At 50.8% G+C, this 16,800-nt stretch carries 19 protein-coding genes; 14 read left to right on the forward strand and 5 right to left on the reverse strand.

Annotation, left to right across the window (positions count from 1 at the left end; genetic code table 11):
• Positions 1-111: 111 nt before the first annotated feature.
• The 4 genes from egtB to Q1A54_RS07400 all read left to right on the forward strand — a co-directional run bounded on the left by egtB (position 112) and on the right by Q1A54_RS07400 (position 4,608).
• A complete protein-coding gene (gene egtB, locus Q1A54_RS07385) occupies positions 112-1,377 on the forward strand; it encodes an ergothioneine biosynthesis protein EgtB (RefSeq protein WP_299986326.1) in 1,266 nt (421 codons plus the stop codon).
• Positions 1,378-1,381: 4 nt separating this feature from the next.
• Positions 1,382-2,389, forward strand: coding sequence for an L-histidine N(alpha)-methyltransferase (gene egtD, locus Q1A54_RS07390; protein WP_299986328.1), 1,008 nt, complete (start codon positions 1,382-1,384; stop codon positions 2,387-2,389).
• Positions 2,390-2,607: 218 nt separating this feature from the next.
• Positions 2,608-3,948, forward strand: coding sequence for an MATE family efflux transporter (locus tag Q1A54_RS07395; RefSeq protein WP_299986330.1), 1,341 nt, complete (start codon positions 2,608-2,610; stop codon positions 3,946-3,948).
• A 72-nt stretch (positions 3,949-4,020) separates the two neighbouring features.
• The gene (locus Q1A54_RS07400) at positions 4,021-4,608 is read left to right on the forward strand and encodes a DUF922 domain-containing protein (protein WP_299986332.1); all 588 of its coding nucleotides are present in this window, start codon (positions 4,021-4,023) and stop codon (positions 4,606-4,608) included.
• Positions 4,609-4,678: 70 nt separating this feature from the next.
• Here Q1A54_RS07400 and Q1A54_RS07405 read toward each other — a convergent pair whose 3' ends face one another.
• Positions 4,679-6,220, reverse strand: a complete 1,542-nt coding sequence (locus tag Q1A54_RS07405) for an FAD-dependent oxidoreductase (RefSeq protein WP_299986334.1) — start codon at positions 6,218-6,220, stop codon at positions 4,679-4,681.
• Positions 6,221-6,403: 183 nt separating this feature from the next.
• Between Q1A54_RS07405 and Q1A54_RS07410 the strand changes: the two genes are divergently transcribed.
• Entirely contained in the window at positions 6,404-6,760 is a 357-nt protein-coding gene (locus Q1A54_RS07410; RefSeq protein WP_299986336.1) for a tRNA-binding protein, read from the forward strand.
• A 1-nt stretch (position 6,761) separates the two neighbouring features.
• Here the strand turns inward: Q1A54_RS07410 and Q1A54_RS07415 are convergent, their stop codons facing one another.
• Complete coding sequence (locus Q1A54_RS07415; RefSeq protein ID WP_299986338.1) at positions 6,762-7,166, reverse strand: DUF4296 domain-containing protein; 405 nt, start codon at positions 7,164-7,166, stop codon at positions 6,762-6,764.
• A 60-nt stretch (positions 7,167-7,226) separates the two neighbouring features.
• Between Q1A54_RS07415 and Q1A54_RS07420 the strand changes: the two genes are divergently transcribed.
• From Q1A54_RS07420 to Q1A54_RS07450, 7 genes are all read left to right on the forward strand, one after another.
• Entirely contained in the window at positions 7,227-8,108 is an 882-nt protein-coding gene (locus Q1A54_RS07420) for a DUF58 domain-containing protein (RefSeq protein ID WP_196118053.1), read from the forward strand.
• Positions 8,101-9,012: a hypothetical protein gene (locus Q1A54_RS07425; RefSeq protein ID WP_299986343.1), complete on the forward strand. Its 912-nt coding sequence runs from the start codon at positions 8,101-8,103 to the stop codon at positions 9,010-9,012. The genes Q1A54_RS07420 and Q1A54_RS07425 overlap by 8 nt, the downstream gene beginning before the upstream one ends.
• Positions 8,993-10,045: a VWA domain-containing protein gene (locus Q1A54_RS07430; protein WP_299986345.1), complete on the forward strand. Its 1,053-nt coding sequence runs from the start codon at positions 8,993-8,995 to the stop codon at positions 10,043-10,045. Before Q1A54_RS07425 ends, Q1A54_RS07430 begins: the two co-directional genes overlap by 20 nt.
• 168 nt (positions 10,046-10,213) lie before the next feature.
• On the forward strand, positions 10,214-10,900 hold the full coding sequence (locus Q1A54_RS07435; RefSeq protein WP_299986346.1) for a YggS family pyridoxal phosphate-dependent enzyme: 687 nt from the start codon (positions 10,214-10,216) through the stop codon (positions 10,898-10,900).
• Between the two features lie 42 nt (positions 10,901-10,942).
• Positions 10,943-11,398, forward strand: coding sequence for a DUF2750 domain-containing protein (locus tag Q1A54_RS07440; RefSeq protein ID WP_299986348.1), 456 nt, complete (start codon positions 10,943-10,945; stop codon positions 11,396-11,398).
• A 163-nt stretch (positions 11,399-11,561) separates the two neighbouring features.
• The gene (locus Q1A54_RS07445; RefSeq protein ID WP_299986350.1) at positions 11,562-12,425 is read left to right on the forward strand and encodes a glycerophosphodiester phosphodiesterase; all 864 of its coding nucleotides are present in this window, start codon (positions 11,562-11,564) and stop codon (positions 12,423-12,425) included.
• Between the two features lie 109 nt (positions 12,426-12,534).
• Positions 12,535-12,858: a DUF423 domain-containing protein gene (locus tag Q1A54_RS07450; protein ID WP_299986917.1), complete on the forward strand. Its 324-nt coding sequence runs from the start codon at positions 12,535-12,537 to the stop codon at positions 12,856-12,858.
• A 77-nt stretch (positions 12,859-12,935) separates the two neighbouring features.
• On the opposite strand, the gene Q1A54_RS07455 is transcribed toward Q1A54_RS07450, so the two are convergent.
• The 3 genes from Q1A54_RS07455 to Q1A54_RS07465 all read right to left on the reverse strand — a co-directional run bounded on the left by Q1A54_RS07455 (position 12,936) and on the right by Q1A54_RS07465 (position 15,321).
• A complete protein-coding gene (locus tag Q1A54_RS07455) occupies positions 12,936-13,382 on the reverse strand; it encodes a DUF1573 domain-containing protein (protein ID WP_299986352.1) in 447 nt (148 codons plus the stop codon).
• A gap of 79 nt (positions 13,383-13,461) precedes the next feature.
• On the reverse strand, positions 13,462-14,871 hold the full coding sequence (locus tag Q1A54_RS07460) for an AAA family ATPase (protein ID WP_366915790.1): 1,410 nt from the start codon (positions 14,869-14,871) through the stop codon (positions 13,462-13,464).
• Complete coding sequence (locus tag Q1A54_RS07465) at positions 14,872-15,321, reverse strand: PaaI family thioesterase (RefSeq protein WP_299986354.1); 450 nt, start codon at positions 15,319-15,321, stop codon at positions 14,872-14,874.
• 37 nt (positions 15,322-15,358) lie between these two features.
• Here Q1A54_RS07465 and Q1A54_RS07470 point away from each other — a divergent pair, with 37 nt between their 5' ends.
• Positions 15,359-15,847 carry an NUDIX hydrolase gene (locus Q1A54_RS07470; protein ID WP_299986357.1) on the forward strand — a complete coding sequence of 163 codons (489 nt, stop codon included), beginning with the start codon at positions 15,359-15,361 and terminating at the stop codon, positions 15,845-15,847.
• Positions 15,848-15,912: 65 nt separating this feature from the next.
• On the forward strand, positions 15,913-16,800 hold the full coding sequence (locus Q1A54_RS07475; protein WP_299986359.1) for a DUF3822 family protein: 888 nt from the start codon (positions 15,913-15,915) through the stop codon (positions 16,798-16,800).

The following is a 16,800-nucleotide window of genomic DNA, read 5'->3' on the forward strand; positions in this document are numbered from 1 at the left end:
TCGAAAACAAAGTACGTAGAAAATGAGTTAATACGACAGTTAGAAGCACTTTAATGCATTCTCTCCGCTGCATTATCCTGCTTCTGTATCTCCCGCTTACCCCAGATGCCTATGAACATATTGACTGCTTCTATCAACCAGACCACGCTCGAGCGGTTTAACCAGATCCGGACTCAGACTGAACAAATTTGCGCTCCCCTCGAACCAGAAGATACCGTGGTGCAACCGATGGTGGATGTGAGTCCCCCAAAATGGCACATGGCCCATTCTACCTGGTTTTTTGAGCAGTTTGTGTTAGGGCCATACCTCAAAAACTACAAGGTGTTTCATCCGGACTATGCCTTTTTATTCAACTCCTACTATAATACGGTAGGCAACCGGGTGCAGCGGGCAGAGCGAAGCACACTTACCCGACCTCCCCTCAGGGATGTGTATGCTTACCGGCGCCATGTGAATGAACACATGGGTGAGCTACTGAACACACTGAGCGACGAAAAGCTGGAAAATTTGCTGCCTGTACTGGAACTGGGCCTGCAACACGAACAGCAGCACCAGGAACTCCTCATCACCGATATCAAGTACATTCTTAGCACCAACCCGCTTTTACCGGCTTACCACGCAGCAGGGTCAGTTCCTCAGGCAACCAATCCGGGAGAGGCAACATTTCTGGAAGTGCCCGGCGGCATCTATCGCATCGGTTTTCAGGGAGAGGGCTTCAGTTTCGACAACGAGCTAGGTGTGCACGAGGTGCTGCTCACGGATTTTCAGATCATGAATCGACTGGTGACCAATGCCGAATACCTGGAGTTTATGCAGGATGGCGGGTATAGCGATTTCCGTTTCTGGCTGGACGAGGGACTGGCCATGGTGCGGAGTAATAAGCTCAAGGCCCCCTTATACTGGCTGGAGCAGGACGGGGACTGGTATCAGTTTACCATGCATGGGCTGGAGAAGCTAGATTTGCACAAACCTGTCAGCCACATCAGTTTTTATGAAGCGCAGGCCTATGCCACCTGGGCCGGCAAACGACTTCTGACTGAATTTGAATGGGAGGCGGCTTCGCAGGTATACCCACCGGTTGCGGGCAATTTCCAGGAATCGGGGATGTTTGAACCCAAGGCGGCTACCTCAGGCACAGGTATGCAGCAGCTTTATGGGGATGCTTGGGAATGGACCTACAGTGCCTATCACCCCTACCCTGGATTCTCGACGGCGCCCGGTGCACTGGGTGAGTACAATGGGAAGTTTATGGTCAACCAGATGGTGTTGCGGGGTGGTTCCTGCGCGACGCCTGAACGCCATATCAGAACCACTTACCGTAATTTCTTTCACCCTGACAAACGCTGGCAGTTCTCCGGAATAAGGCTGGCACAATAAAACTATGCTTTTACAAACAACCCCTAATACGCTGATTGACCTCTCCAGAAAGACAGACGGCAGCCAGGACAGAGCTGAGTTTGCCAAAGATGTAGCCGAAGGCTTAGGGCAGAGCCCAAAGCAGTTATCTTCCCGCTACTTTTATGATGCCAAGGGAAGCAGGCTGTTTCAGCAGATCATGGCCCTGCCCGAGTACTACCTGACACGGGCCGAGTACAGTCTGATGCAGCGGCACCGGTCGTGCATGGTCAGTGCTTTTGCCGCTGATGGCTTCTTTCACCTGGTAGACTTGGGTGCAGGAGATGCCATGAAAACCAAGCTGCTGTTGCAGGAACTGGTAAAGCAGGATAAGACCTTTGATTATGTGCCCATGGATATATCGGGGTCCGCGATGCAGGAACTGGGTAAGGACCTGCAGCAGGAGCATCCGGAAATGCACGTGCGTGCAGTAGTGGCAGAGTACATCACAGGCCTGAAGTGGCTCGAGCAACACTTGAACGAACGAAAGGTCGTCCTCTTCCTGGGCTCCAACATCGGCAACTTTGAGCGTGAAGACGGGCAGGACTTTATCTGCCAGATCAGGCAGCACCTGCAGCCAGGGGATCTTTTTATGCTCGGCGTGGATCTACGCAAAGATCCAGGGATTATTCTGGCAGCCTACAACGATGCCAGCGGTATAACTGCTGCCTTTAATATGAACCTGCTGGAGCGCATCAACAGAGAATTAGGAGGTAATTTTGACCTGAATGGCTTCATACACTATGCGTTGTATGATCCGGAGCTGGGGGTAATGAAAAGTTTTCTGGTAAGCCAAGTTGACCAAGAGGTATACCTGGAAGCTACCCAGGAGCGTTATACCTTTACTGCCTGGGAGGCGATCCATACGGAAAGCTCACATAAGTATACACTGCCGCAAGCCACTGAAATGGGTCGCCTGGCCGGATTCGAATTCGTTACCTCCTACCTGGATGAAGAAGGCGGCTTTGCAGATATGCTTTTTAGAGCTGTTTAATCTCTTTGCGATACCCATTTCACCACTCCCATGAATACAAAAAAGATCATCCTGACAGCTGCGCTTGTGCTGCTTCCAATACCGGCTAAGGCAATCCTGACGAAACTGCGCAACCTCAAAAAAGCCAGCTGACCATATCAACATAAAGCACTATTAAATCATAAGGTGCAGGGCAAGGGAAAAAAAGCTAATTTTGCAGTCCTTTTCCAGAAGCCCCTATGAGATCCGAAGAATACAAAGAGCACTTCCGTAAAAATTTCCTGCTGGCATACCCTGTCGTGCTAAGTCAGCTGGGACACATTATGGTGAGTGTGTTCGACAGCCTGATGGTGGGGCAGATCGGTACGATCCCCCTGGCGGCTGCCTCACTGGGCAACAGTATTTTTACGATTACACTGGTCTTCGGTCTGGGAGTTTCCTATAGTATCACACCACTGATTGCTGCAGCGGACGGCCGGCGAAATTATACCCGCATTTCCCTGCTTCTGCTCAATGGCTTATTTTCCAACCTGTTGCTGGGGGTCGTTCTTTTTATAGCCGGTTACCTTCTTTCTCCTTACATCACCCTGCTCCAGCAACCAGATGAAGTAGTCCGACAGGCTATACCTTACATCAATATCCTGTTCCTGTCCATGGTACCGCTAATGGTGTTTCAGGCTTTCCGCCAGTTTGCGGAAGGGCTCTCGCTCACCAAGCAGGCCATGTACATCTCCATCCTGGCTAATGCTCTCAACGTGGTGCTCAACTATATTCTGATATTTGGCAAACTGGGTTTTGAGCCAATGGGACTGGTAGGCGCAGGCTGGGCAACCCTGATCTCGCGCATCATCATGGCCATGATGATGGGAGGCTATGTCCTCTATGCCAAACGGTTTGCTGCATTCCACCGCTTCCTTACCTTCCGGCACCTATCTCTCGTGCACATGTACCACATTTTCCGTCTGGGACTTCCCATCTCAGGCCAAATGGTGTTTGAAATGGGTGCTTTCAGTTTCTCGGCTATTATGATCGGCTGGCTGGGTGCACGTGAACTGGCCGCACATCAGATTGCCATCAATGTGGCTTCCGTTACTTATATGATGGCCAGCGGCATCGCGGCGGCGGCGACCATACGGGTAGGCAACCAGAAAGGACTCCGAAACTACAGGTCCATGCAGGTGGCCGGTATCAGTAGCTTTGTCATGGGTACCCTGTTCATGATGGGCAGCGGTCTTCTTATGATTGCTGGCAAAAATTTCATACCTTCCCTGTACATAGACGACCCGGTAGTGATCGAGATAGCCGCTACCCTGCTGATTATTGCTGCACTTTTCCAGATCTCGGACGGTGTGCAGGTAGTGGGACTTGGTGCTCTGCGTGGTTTGGAAGATGTGCGGATACCTAGCCTGATCTCCCTGATTGCTTATTGGGTAATTGGTCTGCCGGTTGGTTATGTGCTTTGCTTTAAACTTGATTTCGGTGTGAACGGTGTCTGGACTGGTCTGTTAGTTGGCTTATCAGTTGCTGCTATATTACTATTCTGGCGCTTTAAAATGCTAAGCAGTAGGCTTAGTAAATAAAATAATGCAATAGTGGCACCTATTTAAAGGGGCCAGTGTTGCCCCGATAGAGACTTTTTAAACTTTTAGCCGATGTTTATTATCACTCTACTCCTTAGCCTGTTGGTAGGTCTGCTTATGCCCTATCCAACCCCAGCCGGTTCGCCGGCCTCTGTTATTTATGTTCCGAACCCAGCTAGCCTCAATGTTTCTAACAATGAACAGTTGGCTTGGTCTGCAACCCGGAAGCTAAACTGGGAAGATTTCAGGGGGACGCCTGAGTCGAACAACCCACACCATGCCCTGACGGCTGCCAACCTGGCCGTGGACGCCCGTTGTAAAGACAATAAGTTTTATTACGAGGTGAAGTGCGTGTTCCTTCCCAGAGAGTCCTGGTCCAAGAACAAGCAGTCTGAGAAGCTGCTGGCCCATGAGCAACTGCATTTCGATCTGACGGAAGTACATGCCCGCATGCTGCGAAAGGAACTGAAGGAACTGGGAATCTCCTGCGGTAACCTGAAGACAAACCTGAACACAACCGTTGGCAACGCATTCAAGGCTTGGAAAGCAGAGCAGGATCAGTTCGACAAGCTGTCACGCCATGGTCTGGATGCACAGGTACAGCAGGATTGGTCGGAGCGGATCTCGCATCGCCTGCAGGAATTAGACGCCTGGAAATAAAACATGATTCAAAAATAGCCCTGCTTTACGCAATCGTAAAGCAGGGCTTTCTGTTTCCGGTTACAGTTCCTTAGGATGCCGGGCCCAGGTCCTTGCTGGCTGGTCCGGTAATAACTCTCCCAAAAGGATCGAAACGGGAGCCGTGGCATGGGCAGTCCCAGGAGCTTTCAACTTCGTTCCAGTGTACGACGCAACCCAAATGGGTGCATACTGCCGAGCATTGGTGCCGCACCCCGTCCTGATCGCAGTAGACCGCCACTTTAGCCATTCCTTTACGCATAATTCGGCCAGTTCCTGGCAGTACTTCCATGGGGTCCTCTACTTCTCCTGGCGTCACATAGTCTTTGAACTGCGCGGCTACGTTAATGTTTTCCTTCAAAAACTCCCCTACAGACTTGGTGCTCTTGCGGCTCGGGTCGTACAGCTTCTCCCATGGGTTCGGCCTGCCCTGTATCAGGTCTGTGATTAGCATACCGGCTATCGTACCGTGGGTCATGCCATGGCCCGAGTCACCGGTGGCGATGTACACATTATCACTGTCTCCCGGATTGCGGCCAATGAAAGCAAGGCCATCCACTGGCTCAAACACCTGACCAGACCAGCGGTACATTACGTCTTTAGCCATCGGAAAATGCTTACGGGTCCAGCGCTCCAGTGAGTCAAATCGCTGACTCAGGTGATCGGCCTGCCCGGTTTTATGATCTTCGCCTCCTACGATCAGCAGATCCAGTCCCTCTCCATCCTCTCCACCAGCCTTGCCTCTAAGCAACCGGACATAGTGATACGGATTTTCCATGTCCCAGTACAATGCATCAGGCACCTCCCCCTGACGCACTGCCAGACCAATGGCGTAGGTACGGTAGGGCGCCTGTTTCGTGTGCATCGTCACCATGTCATTGATCGGTGTGTTAGTAGCCACGACGAGGTGGTTTGCTGCAACAGCATGTCCGTCATGGGATACTACGGATACAACCGGACCAGTATCGAATCGTTCCACCTTGGTTTTGGTAAAGATGCGGCCGCCCGCATTGATAAAGGCATTTGCCAGGGCAGACAGGTATTTCAGCACATGAAAGTGCGCCTGATTCGGGTATTGCAGACAAGGGAATTCGGTGAGGGTGTTCAGCGGACTGTGCTTTCGCAGTACAACATCCAGCCAGCCTATTTTCTGGACCGCCTCCAGTTCCCGCATCAGGTCTTCCTGCTGCTGGTTGTCGGTGGCAAAGAGGTAGCCGTCTACCCTTGCAAAATCACAGTCTATTTTTTCATCTTTGATGATTTCTTCAATCTTATCAATCGCTTTCCCGTGGCTTTGGGCGGCCAGGCGGGCTCCATCTTCTCCAAAAAGACGGATAAGTTCGTCGAATCGCTCATCCAGGGCATTGGAAAGGTGAGCCGTCGTGCGGCTGGTTTCTCCACCGCCTATCTCCTTGGCCTCGAGCAATACCACGTCACGGCCTTCTTTGGCCAGCAGGTAGGCCGTTGTAAGACCTGCTATACCTGCGCCGACAACACACACATCACATTTTATGTTGTCGACTAAGGGGTTGGTAACAGGCATCGATATATTCTCTACCCACACGGGAAAACTAGCTCCGGATTCTCTTTTCATAGTTTTAAGGTTTTGCAATAGCTTCGTCTGACTTATACTTTTAGCTCTTTTAACAGTAAGAAAGCCAGTTGCATAGGATACGCGGGTATAGGCCTAATGTTACCGTGGCGCACAGCACCAACCCGCAACAGGCTAATTTTTAAAGCAAAATCTGTAACTTGGCTGAGAAAAATAGACAATACCATGCACACACCCGCACACGCCATGCCGACCATTTCGTGGCAGCATTTTGAACAAACAGATATCCGGGTAGGCACCATAATAGAGGCCACAGAGTATCCGGAAGCACGTAAACCTGCTTATAAGCTCCTGATCGACCTGGGTCCGTTGGGTATGAAAAGATCGAGTGCCCAGATCACAAAGCACTATACCTTAGATGACCTGCCTGGGAAGCAGGTACTGTGTGTCGCCAACCTGGGAAACAAGCAGATCGGGAAATACATGTCAGAGGTATTGGTGACCGGCTTTGCGGACGAGCACGGGGATATAGTGCTGGCGCAACCGGCTGGCCCCGTACCAAACGGAAGCAAACTGATGTAAATTAATAGGCCTCCTGCATGCCCTCCAGTCTGGGCCTGCGACCAGGCACAGCTCCAGTTGTATCGATGGAACGAAGTTTTGCTTCGCGCACGCTCAGGGTATCCAGGATGATTTCGTAGAGGCGGTCCATCTGCCCAAGGTTGCTCAGATAGTAGCGATAGGTTTTCCTGAAGTCTTCTTCTTCTACACCATGCTGCGCCAGAATCTGCTTTTGTTCTTTATTAAAGACCATCAGGGCGGTGTCCGGGTACAGAACATGATTTTCGATGCGGGCTTCGGCAATATGCACATCAGCCAGGATCTGCACCATCTTCTGCTCAGGCAGCAGGTCAGCAGGCCGCTTTTCGCTGCTCTGGCCACAGCCAGTCAGCACGACAAAGGAAAGTAGGTATAAAATTCGTTTCACGAATGTAATATTACGGGAATATGTCCTAATTTTAAAATCTGAGGCAAAGCCCCTACCCTTATGAAGGAACTTGTTCAAAAGCTGCGCAAGTACGAGATACGCATACGTAAAGCCATCAACACCCAGATGCAGGGTGACTTCCATTCTGTTTTTAAAGGAACAGGCCTGGAGTTTGATGACGTGCGCGCTTACCAGTACGGCGACGACGTGCGCTCGATCGACTGGCACGTATCGGCCAAGGGGCATGGCACCTTTGTGAAAACCTACCGGGAGGAAAAAGAGCAGTCGGTGTTTCTGATGCTGGACGTAAGCGCCTCCCAGACGGTGGGTACAGGGCGACAGCACAAGCTGGACGTTGGCAAAGAGATATGCGGGGTACTTGCCCTTGCAGCCGCCCGTCAGCAAAGCCAGATCGGCATTATCTGCTTCAGTGATCAGAAAGAGAAATACATCAAGCCCGCCAAAGGTATAGAACAGGCATATACCTTGATCAAGGCACTTCACGAACTGAATCCCAAATCAGTAAAAACCAATCTGGCTGCCGGCATCAAGCTTACACTCGATATTGTAAAGCGCCGCAGCATCATCCTGCTTATCTCCGATTTCATTGATGTAAACTATGAGAAGGAACTGGCCATGCTGGCTAAGCGGCATGACCTGATCGTGATTCAGCTGCTCGATCTGCGTGAGCGCAATATGCCAAGCCTGGGCATCGTGCCGGTGGTTGATAAGGAGACGGGTAAGACAATCTGGCTCAATACCTCAGGAGCGGAATTCAAAGAACATTATTTTGCCCAGTACAAACAGAATCAGGACAGGGTAATCCGGATTTGCCAGAAATACCAGGCCAACTACCTGGCCATACAGGCCAATGAAGACTATGTGATGCAGCTGGTAAACCTGTTTCGCCTTCGTAACCGAACATCCAAGAAAAGTGCGTAACTCCCTGCTTATACTTTTTTGTTTCTTTACGCTGAGTGCGCAGGCGCAGCAGTTACTGCCACCGGCTGGCAGCTTCAGCAAGGACTCGGTGCATATCGGAGAGCTTGTGCGCTATACATTGGTGCACCGGCACCCGGCAGTGCAGGAAGTCATCCTGCCAGACTCCAGCTATAATTTCGCTCCCTTCGAGTTGGTGCGGCAGGAGTTTTACCCTACCGCTACACGCGCAGGCATCAGCACGGACAGTACCGTGTATACCTTACGCACCTTTGATACCTCGCCTGTTCAGTCGCTGGAATTACCTGCCATTGTACTACGGGGCACAGACACCCTGCAGGTGGTATCGCCGAAACAGTCGGTGGTATTGCGGCAGTTGGTGCAGGAGGTTTCCACGCCACTGCAACTGCGCACCCAAACCACCCTGTCGCCGGTGGAGGAACGTTTCGACTGGCCTGTGCTGCTGCTCTGGATCGTCACCATCGCAGCATTCATTACACTGGTATGGCTCGTGTTCGGGCAAACGATCAAGACAAAATACCAGCTCTACCGACTACGCAAAGACCACTTGTACTTCAACTCCAGGTATAACTCCCATGTCGATCGTTTCGTGAAGACGGGCGTTCCATCGAGTATGGAGAAAGCGGTGGCCCTTTGGAAAAACTACCTCACCAAACTGGAGCGAAGCGCCATCAATTCGTTCACGACAAAAGAAATTGTGGAGTATTACAATGACGACGAGCAAGTGAACGTGGCGCTTCGTCTGTGCGACAAAGCCATATACGGCAACGTAACGGCCGAACCCGATCAGGAAACAATCCAGGCGTTGGGCATGCTGCGCCGCTTTGCCAGAAGCAGATATAAAACTCACCGCGAAATAACCGGAAATGCTAGGACTAAACGATAACATGCTGGACTGGCTCAGCCTGGAATGGTTTAGCCTGAGCACTTTGCGCTCTTTTGACTGGGTATACCCACTGGTGCTGTATGCCCTGCCAGTAGTGCCTCTCCTTTTCCTGATCAAGGGGCTGCTTCGTTTAAAATCACGCAGCAAGCTCGATATGGCGATGTTTGAAGGCACCGTGCGCTGGCAGTGGTCCAGTCTGCTGCGCTTTGTACCTGATGTGGTTTACATGCTGTTTGTGATGCTGGTGCTACTGGCCCTGGCCCGACCTCAGCGTATAAATGAGCAAGTTGAGCAAACTGCTGAAGGCATAGACATCGTGCTGGTGCTGGACGTATCAGGATCCATGGAACTACAGGACATCAAGCCGAGCCGTCTCGAAGCGGCCAAAGATGTTGCTATTAACTTCATTGACGGTCGCGTAGCTGACCGTATCGGGGTGGTGGTGTTTGCCGGCGACGCTTACTCCCTGGCTCCTCTTACTACTGACTACGAACTGCTGCGCGAAAGCATCCGCTCCATCGAAAATGGCATGATCCCGAATGATGGTACGGCCATCGGCAGTGCCCTGGCAGTGGCCATCAACCGTATGCGCGACTCTAACGCGAAGAGTAAAGTTGCAATACTGATCAGTGATGGAGAAAACACAGCAGGCAGTCTCGACCCCACCATGGCTGCTCGTCTGGCCTATGCGCACCAAATCAAGGTATACACCATAGGAATAGGAAAAGACGGCCTCGTGCCCTACGACGTTGACGCCAATGGCAAAACCTTGTTAGTAGAAACGCAGTTAGACGAAAAAAGCCTGCGTGAAATATCGGAAACCGGAGAAGGCCGTTTTTTCAGAGCTGACTCCCGTGACGGATTGCAGGAAGTATTCCAAAACATCAACCAGTACGAGAAAACGGAGGTACGGGAGAAACGCTTCCGAGACACTTACGACTATTACCAGGTATACCTGAAATGGGCTCTGTTACTGCTAGTTGGCTGGATGGCGCTTAAGAATACCTTTATGACCAATGTACTGGAAGACTAGGACAGTTTAGAGAAGGTATGGAAAGTTGGAAAATACAGGAGTACAGAATTGATCCACCTTGTTGCCAGACCTTTTGATCAGCTTAAGTTCTCAGGTATAGCACGTGACCAACAGCTATACCAAAACTATACAGGTACTATACAAACATTGAACACACCACATAAAACTATGTCTGCAATTGCTGATAATATCCGCTTTTTTGACGAGAAACTTCGTGACACGCCCTGTCGCCTGGTAGCTGTATCTAAGACACATCCGCCCGAAATGATCATGGAAGCTTACAACGCAGGCCACCGCATTTTTGGCGAAAACAAAGTCCAGGAGTTGCTGGAGAAACGGGACGAGTTGCCGCACGACATCGCCTGGCACCTCATTGGGCACTTGCAGACAAATAAAGTAAAGCAGATCGCTCAGTTCATCGACACCATCCAGTCGGTGGACAGCCTCAAACTGCTGATAGAAATCAATAAAAGAGCGGAGCAGTTCAACCGTACGCTGCCTGTCAACTGTATGCTGCAGTTCGACATCGCCGATGAAGAAACCAAGTATGGCATGCGCTATGATGAGGCAGTAGCATTGCTGCAAAGCGAAGAATACCGCAACATGCACTTTATACGTATCACTGGAGTAATGGGCATCGCCACCAATACAGATGACCAGGATAAACTCAGGGGCGAATTCCGAACGCTGCGTGGCTACTTTGAGAAACTGAAAGAAACGTTTTTTATCGCCAACGACGACTTCAAAGAAATCTCGATGGGCATGACCTCAGACTGGGAACTTGCTTTAGCTGAGGGCAGTACCTTCATACGTGTCGGCAGCGGCATATTCGGAGCGCGCAATTACAACAAATAATCATACCTTAGACGATCTTTTCACGCTAAACCAACCATCACCATGCAAGAGAATACCAACGAAAACATGGAAGCCAATTACAGAAAATTCATCCAGCGCATCGTTGAGACAGAGAGCGTTTGGGGCCTGACACACGACGAAACCTGGGCTACTTCCAGTTCTGCTGAGTACGAAGATGCAGAGGTGATCCTGTTCTGGTCCAATGCAGATGGCGCCAAAGCCTGTGCCGAAGACGACTGGTCAGAATACAAGCCAGAGTCTATTACACTGGTAGAGTTTCTGGAAAACTGGTGCGTGGGTATGTACGGCGACCAATTGCTGCTCGGCCCGGACTGGGATGCTAGTCTGGTAGGCCGTGAAATGGAACCGCTGGTAGTGGCGCTGGACGTGGTACAGGAGCTGAAGCACAAAGGCAAAACCATAGAGTTCACCCAGTACGACAGCCAGGACGAATTTGAAGAGCAGGTGATTGAAGCGCTGGAAGGCGAAGACGAATAGGCTTAAGCCGAACCAGGCAGGAGGCAGCTAAAAGAATTAACGATTTGTTAACGGCTAAGAGGTATAGCCATACCTACCCATGCGCTTTTTTTGCTGAAAAGGATTCCGCATGTTCAAAAACCTACTAGTTGCCTCTTGCCTATACCTGATAAGCTCATGCACCATGTCTGCACAACACGGCGCTATACCTGACACAACAGCCCGGCACCTCCCCGCCTTCGACCTGGAAGGCCACCGGGGTGCACGCGGCCTGGTGCCTGAAAACACCATTCCGGCCATGATCATGGCGCTGGACCTGGGCGTCACGACCCTGGAGATGGACGTGCACATCACCAAAGACAAGCAGGTAGTGCTATCCCACGACCCGTACATCAACCCGGAACACGACCTCCTACCCGACGGCAGCGAAATACCGGCTGCGCACAAGCACAGGTATGTGCTCTACCAGCTAGACTATGATACCATCAAAACATTCGATGCGGGCTCTAAATTCTATGACAAGTTTCCACAGCAGGAGAAGCTCCCGACTTACAAACCGCTCCTCTCCGACCTGATCGACTCGGTGCAGACCTACCTGCAGCAAAAAGAACTGCCACAGGTGTACTACAACATCGAAACCAAATCGAAGCCACGCGGCGACGGTAAGCTGCATCCCGCTCCCGAGGAGTTTGTTGAACTGCTGATGGGTGTGATAGAGGCAAAAGGTATCAGCGAGTGGGTGATTATTCAGTCGTTTGATGTGCGTACGCTGCAGGTGCTGCAACGGCGCTATCCGCACATCAAAACTTCACTGTTGGTTGAAAATCTGAAAGGGCTGAACAAGAACCTGGATGCCCTGGGTTTTATACCTGACATCTATAGTCCCTACTACAAGCTGGTAACCCCAAGTCTGATCAGGAATTGTCATGCGAAAGGTATGAAGGTAGTTCCCTGGACCATTAACGAGCTGAAGGAAATGCAGCGGTTAAAAGAAATGGGCGTGGACGGATTGATATCCGATTACCCAAACCTGTACCGGGAATTATGAATTGGTTGATTTATGTCGGAAATTAGCAACCGATTAAACCAAACTCTCTTCTACTGTGACTCAAAAAGCCATACTCTTAATAGCAAGTGCCTTTGGCGCACTTAGCGTGATGATCGGTGCCTTCGGAGCGCATGCCCTGGCTCCAATGCTGCGTGCCACCAACCGTGTCGAGACCTTTGAAACGGCCGTGAAATACCAGATGTACCATACCCTGGCCCTGCTGGTGGTCGGCCTGCTGCTTTTCAAAGTAGAGCACCCTGCGCTACAGATTGCCGCCTGGGCCTTCTTGATCGGCATCATCATCTTCTCAGGCTCTCTCTATACCCTAACAATGACAGGTATTACCTGGCTGGGTGCCATCACGCCAATCGGTGGAACGGCCCTTATTGTAGGTTGGGCTGCTTTGTTCTATGCCGTTCTCAAAACGCTTTAAGGTATAGGAACTTACAAAAACAGAAAGGCTCCCGGCAAATAACCGGGAGCCTTTCTGTTTTAAAAGAGTATAGCTGCTTATTGCGCTTTCGCGGCAGAGGCGGGCTTCTCCTTGATATTGGCTACGATGTACACATAGGTTGGCTCCCCTGTGTTGGAATGGATCGTAATGGCTTTCTTCTGCTGCCCCATGCGACCAGCGCTGTTATACTTCGCTTTCACAAAGCCAGTCTTACCCGGCATTACAGCCTCTTTGGTCCAGGCAGGTGATGTACAACCGCAGGTTACGTCAACACGGTCGATGACTACTGGCTGTGTACCTGTGTTTGTGAAGGTAAAGGTATGCTCCACCACATCTCCTTGCGCGATATCACCGAAGTTGTGCTCAGTTGCCTCAAACGTGATGGCAGGACCTGATTTAGCTTGCGCTTGCGGAGCTGCCGTTTGTTTGGCAGGACCTTGCTGCGCTACGGCACCACCGGCTACCAGTGCGGCCATTGCAAAAGAAAGGATTAATTTTTTCATACGTATAAAGGGTTTAGCTAATGCTGTTACGATTCGTCCGTTGTTAAGTTCTAACGTTTTGGTAAACCTTCCAAATATATCAGTCAACCAATAGTTGCTTACTAAAGTTCAGCAGGTACAGCTCTTCTGACGAACGGGTAAGGGCTGTATAGAGCCAGCGGGCAAACTCCTCGTTCACCATCTCGTCCTTCAAAAAGCCTTGGTCTACGAACACCGCCTTCCACTGACCACCCTGCGCCTTGTGGCAGGTCAGGGCATAGGCAAATTTGACCTGCAACGCATTCAGGTAAGGATTTTGCTTCATTTCTTTTGCCCGATCCCGTTTGTTTTTGATGTCCAGGTAGTCCTGCAGCACCGCATCGTAGAGCTTTTTGTTCTGGTCGGCGGGCAGGGCCGGCGCATCAGTGTACAGCGTATCAAGCATGATCTTCACCTCCAACTCTTCTTCCTCCGGATAATCGACAAAGCGCACACGCACATCCGCAAACCGAAGGTCATACATGTCCTCGTAGCGGATGATCTTCGTGATTTCCACAAAGTCGCCATTGGCCATAAAGCCGATATTAGATTCCTTTGGCAACCAGAAGTAGTTGTTACGCACGATCATCAGAAAATCCCCTACCCCTATCTCATCTTCAGAGAAAAAGATCTGGCGACGGATATGCTGGTTGTAAAGGTTAGCTGATTTGTTGGAACGGCAGATCACGATGGAGTTCTCGATGCCAAATTTATCATAAGCATAGCGCAGACCGTCTTCCAGCTTCTCGCCTGTCATGCGATAGATATCGCGCCAGCCTTTGGTGTGCAGTTTGATGTCGGGCTTGTCACCCTGCAGCTGGTTGCGCAGCTGCGTGGCATTCATGAGTATACCGGAGGCTTCGGCCTGTCGCATTACCTGGCGCAGCTCCAGTTCGTGCACCTTGCAGCGGAAGTTATGCTTCAGGTAATCCGCATTAAGGGCCGGGCTCAGCGTTTGGTTCACCGGAGGCAACTGGGCTGTATCGCCGATCAGCAGCAGTTTGTTGTTCTTGTTCTCAAAAACATAACCGAGCAAATCCTGCAGCAGGCCGTTCTGCCCAAAGCCGCTGTCATCCGAGATCATCGAAGACTCGTCCACGATATAGAAGGTCTTGTCCGATTTGTTTGGCATGCGGGTAAAAGACAATCCCTCGGAGTATGGATTTGCTGTCTGCCGGTAGATCTTTTTATGGATGGTAAAAGCCTTGCGGCCACTGTAAGAAGCCATCACCTTGGCAGCACGACCGGTTGGAGCCAGCAGCACATACTTGTACCCAAAGGTGCGGAGTATCTTCACCAGCGACGTTACGACCGTAGTCTTACCCGTACCGGCATAGCCTTTGAGCAAAAACACCGATTTCTCGGAGTCGGAGTCCATTATAAATTCATCAAGCTTGGCGAAGAGCCGCGCCTGGTCCTGGGTAGGCTCAAACGGGAAACTTGTTCTAAGTGCCTCTACTGGACGCATCATTTAACTCCTCAACTCTTCTGGTGCAATGTTCGCCATGGAAGCACTTGCTTTGGCGATCAGTAGGGGCTCCTGCGCACCTTTCACAACATATACTTCCGCCTCACAGAAATTTAGCTTACGCCCCTGCTTCAGCACAAAGCCTTTGGCAATCAGTTTGTCTCCCACACCCGGATGGAAATAGGATACTTTGATCTCGGCTGTGACCACGTGATGACCCTTGGGCACCAGACTCACGGCGGCAAAACCTGCTACAATGTCAGCCAGCGTCGCGATAACGCCACCATGCGCGAAGCCCTTGTGTTGCTTATGCTTCTGCTCCAGCACAAGTTCCCCTTCTACCCTGCCTACTTCTATTTTAGTTACTTCAAAGCCCATGAGCTTCATAAACTCCTGGCGCTGCAGCTTTTCTTTTATATCTGCCCGAAAATCGGGGTTATAGGTCTGAATCATTTTGTAAATTTACCACCTATACCCCGCTATCGCAAACATGAACACACTAAACCCCAATGCCGCTGCTTATGCCGGCAAAGTAAGGCTCCGCGTGTGCGGCATTTGCCTGCAAGACGACAAACTTCTACTCGTGCGCCATCAGTCAACACTCAACAATGAAGCTTTCTGGGCTCCGCCTGGAGGTGGACTGCAATATGGCGAAACTGTAGAGGCCTGTCTGGTGCGTGAAGTGCTGGAGGAAACAGGATTGCAGACGAAAGTAAAGCGTTTCCTTTTCGTGAATGAATTCCTCCAGGAGCCGCTCCAGGCTGTTGAGCTGTTCTTTGAGTTGGAACTGATAGGCGGTGAACTGGTAAGAGGTATAGATCCGGAAGCAAGCCCCGAACAGCAGCTGATCGAAGAGGTGGCTTTTCTAAGCCTGGCCGAGATCCGGCAGATTCCGTTGGCAGACAAACACCGTGTGCTGCATTACCTGTTTTCACTGGATGATCTGTTCGGGATGCCACATCGCTTTGTACAGGCATGATCATTTTACTATATTTTTAGTATACTTGCATAGCACAATATAGTATTACCTGGAGCTCATATACCTTGAACACCATCAACACGCACTTTCGGCTGTCCTACCAGATACAGGATGAGGCTTTTAAGCTTTCGCAGGCAGGCAATTGCAACCTATACATTGCCATCAGCTCCAGAGCCATGCGACTGGCCGTTGCTGACGTGGAGCGCAACAAGTTTGTCGCGCTGGAAGATTATGAGCTCATAACGGTATTCACGCCGCTTCAAATAGCAGAGCAGCTGCGTTTGATCGCCGACCAAAGTCCCATCCTGCAGGAGCAGCGCTGGCTGGATGTCCGCATCAGCGTGAGCAATCAGTTCTTCACCCTGGTACCGGAAACACTTTTTGACCCGGCTCACCAGGAAGACTACCTGCGCCTGCACAGCAACCTTGACCCTCAGCAGCATGTCATTCTTTACAACCGTACCCTGGGACTGGATGCAGTTAACATTTTTGCGATCGATGGAGTGATTTACCGAATGGCTCAAAGCATTTTCCCGGAGCGCAACGTACAGTTTACCCACCAGACCAGCTCGCTGATCAAGAGTGTGCTGCACCAGACTGACCGTAATGCAGGCCGCATCATGCACCTGTTTGTGGAGCGGAATTATGTCACCGTGCTGGTAGTGGATGAAAACGGGCTGCAGTTCTGTAACGTATTCCATTACCTGAGCCCGGAAGACTTCATTTATTTCGTCATCTTTGTGATGCAGGAGCAGAAAATGAATCCCGAGCAGGAGACGATCACCGCCTGGGGCGATATCACGCCGGATTCCAGCCTCTTCAATATGCTCAAAAAATACATCCGGCAGGTACGCTTCGGCAAACGCCCTGCTGATGTGGGCTACAGCTACAAGTTCGATGACCTCTTCGAACATCGCTATTTCGAACTGTTCAGCTTACACTTTTGTGAATAA

The sequence above is a fragment of the uncultured Pontibacter sp. genome, assembly GCF_947502515.1.
GTDB lineage: Bacteria > Bacteroidota > Bacteroidia > Cytophagales > Hymenobacteraceae > Pontibacter.